Consider the following 2,899-nt stretch of genomic DNA (forward strand, 5'->3'; position numbering starts at 1 on the left):
CAGATAATAAGCGCCTCCTTCCATATCTCTGAAAGGTGCATAACTGGAAGAAAAATCACAGCAGACCCAGTTTGCCATTTTAAGGATCTCATCGGACGCGTTGACCGTCACATGTCCGTAATCAGGAGGAATAAGTACAATGTCGCCTTTTTTTGCTTTGATGACTACCGTATCCACAATGTCATCTCCCTCATGTTTTTGCAGAATGTATGTCGCTTCGCCTTCAAGCACCTGGTATACCTCAGGGTAGGATATCTCCTGTCCCGGTATATTTGGATGATAATGGCCGGCGGTCTTGATGAACTCACATCCTAACATATTCGGGGGGATCACTGTGATATCATAGCGAAGATGGGACCTGTTCATTATTTCCAGTTCCTTTTCAGATAATGAAAGATGCCTGAACATATAGTATAGTTCAATATCATCCACTGATCCGAACCATTCGTGGTCATAAACGACCTCTTTCATATCATGTAACATCCGTATGTTGGGCTGTCTTTCCACTCCCCCGAACTCAATTGTATATCCCATTATATCACCTTTCAAGTAACAGCTGCGGCCAGTCAAAAGCTGTACCTCAGTCACATTTCCCACATTCATATCATGCAACATCCCTATGTCCGGCTGCCTTTCCACTCCCTCATATTCTATCTTATCTCCCATTATATCACCTTTTCAAGTAAAAGCTGCAGCCAGCCAAAAGCTGTGCAAAGGCCACATTCCCCGCTTTCTACTGTTTTAATAGGTGTATACTACATTTTAAATTTAACTCCTGATAAATAATAATCAAAGGGGCGCAATGGCACTAAAACAGCAACCTTAAGATACAAAAGAGCATACAATGAGGCATGGAGAGGGAGATCAGAATACTGCACACTGGTGACACTCATATCGGTTATCGTCAATATCATAGTGAGGTACGCAGGCAGGATTTCATCAATGCTTTTTCCAGTGTGATCGATGATGCCATTGATATGAAAGTGGATGCTGTTGTTCATGCAGGCGATCTTTTCGATTCAAGGAACCCTACACTGGAGGATATTCTTGATACTATCAAGATCCTTTCCAAATTAAAACAACAGAAAATTCCTTTTCTCTCCATCGTAGGTAATCACGAAAGCAAACAGCACACTCAATGGCTGGACCTTTTCGAGAGCATGGACATTGCATCAAGACTTGGCACTAAGCCATTTCTGATAGACGGTGTTGCTATTTATGGTATCGATAATGTTCCACGATCTAAGATACCCCTTTATGATTATTCCGATTTCACTGCTGAGAATTGCGGGGAGTGGAACCTTCTCGTCATGCATCAGCTAATGGCACCGTTCCCATTTGGAGAATGGGATTGTGAGGATGTGATAAGCTCCCTTCCATTTGATCTTCATGCCATACTTCTGGGTGATTACCACAAGCATGAAAAAACAAAGGTAGGCAGTACATGGGCTACATATTGTGGAAGTACTGAACGCAATAGTGCATCAGAGAGCGATCCACGAACCTATAACATCATTACTATCAACGATGATGGTCTCGATATCAGTCGGCGTAATATAGCCACAAGGGATTTTCTTTTCATTCCTGTGGAGCTCAGGGAAAAAGATGCCGCTTACGAACTTATCATTAATACTATCAAAGGCTACGATGTTGCCGGGAAGGTCGTCTTCCTGGATATCTCCGGCAATTCCGATGTATCCATTTCTTATAATGAGATAGAGGACCTCCTTGCAAAACAGGAAGCCCTTGTGACGCGCATACGGGATATGCGGCATGGCGAGGGAGTCTCTGAAGATATGGATGTCGAAGTCTCTTTCTCGGATCCTGACGAAGCTGTCAAAAGGGAAATAAAGAATATGACGCTTACCAGTGGCGGTATCCTCATCGATGAGGTGGTAAGGGATAGCTCAGTTCCGAAAACAAAGGTAGATCTTGAAACAGAGTCTAAAATAGGCGGTTTGCTATCCACGATCGATTTTTCAGTTCCTGTTCTGAATGTCGGTCTTCGGGACAGCTCTCAAGTAGTAGGTGAGTACGAAAAGGCAGAACTTGATGTGGAAAAAGAAACTAACCATGGCGAAACAATAGCTGAATCGGTTGAAAAGTACGTCCCTGATAATATTTCCGAACAGATCCCGGAAGTTCAAGATACCAATATGATCACAGCAAGCACGATTGAAAGTGTTTCTGATGACGAAACGTCGAAAGACTCTGATGATGAAACCCTTCAAGACACTGAAAAGGAGCCCGTGGATAAGGGGAATGTGCATGCAAAACCACGTCAGTACAATCTGGGGGATTATCTGTGAAGCTTAAAAGAGTACGTGTTGAGAATATCAGGAGTTACATTGACCTTGATATCAGCTTCGATGATGGGGTTACTGTTGTATCTGGTGTGAACGGCAGTGGTAAATCCAGTTTGCTGGAAGCCTGTTTTACAGGGCTTTTCGGAAGTCGTGCTCTTTCAAAGGATTTCGTAATTTCGGATATTATTCGAAAAGGGGCTACAAAAGCATCAATTGTTGTGGATTTTGAGAATCAGGGAAATGATTACAGTATCGAGCAGGGGTACAAGGTCGATGCAAGGTCCGGGAAGGCATCGAACAACAGGTCTGTTTTTAAGGTCAATGATGAAGTGATGGTGGACCAGGCAAATCAGACATATGAAGCTGTAAAGGCACTTCTGAAAATGGATGAGGAGGCTTATACGAATTGTGTGTACATCAGGCAGGGGGAAATTGATGTACTCATCAACGCCAAGACAAAAGACCGGCAGCGTATGATCGATGATCTTCTTCAGATAGGCAAGCTCGAAGAATACAGGGAGCGCGCAAGCAGTGCAAGGGTCGGTGTTGGAAGGCACCAGAGGGAAGCCGATGCACGCCTTAAGGATAATATT

3 protein-coding genes are annotated in these 2,899 nt (G+C 43.6%); 2 read left to right on the top strand and 1 reads right to left on the bottom strand.

Annotation, left to right across the window (positions count from 1 at the left end):
* The coding region (locus tag QAS77_RS11350) for a glucose-6-phosphate isomerase family protein (RefSeq protein ID WP_305065653.1) at positions 1 to 666 on the bottom strand (666 nt) is incomplete at its 3' end.
* A 185-nt stretch (positions 667 to 851) separates the two neighbouring features.
* Here QAS77_RS11350 and QAS77_RS11355 point away from each other — a divergent pair.
* Positions 852 to 2,309 (top strand): metallophosphoesterase family protein, encoded by a 1,458-nt coding sequence (locus QAS77_RS11355; protein WP_305065655.1) that lies wholly within the window; start codon positions 852 to 854, stop codon positions 2,307 to 2,309.
* Positions 2,306 to 2,899: AAA family ATPase (locus QAS77_RS11360; RefSeq protein WP_305065657.1), on the top strand; the 594-nt coding region annotated here is incomplete at its 3' end. The genes QAS77_RS11355 and QAS77_RS11360, both read left to right, overlap by 4 nt.

The sequence above is a fragment of the Methanococcoides sp. genome (assembly GCF_030594565.1).
Lineage (GTDB): Archaea > Halobacteriota > Methanosarcinia > Methanosarcinales > Methanosarcinaceae > Methanococcoides > Methanococcoides seepicolus.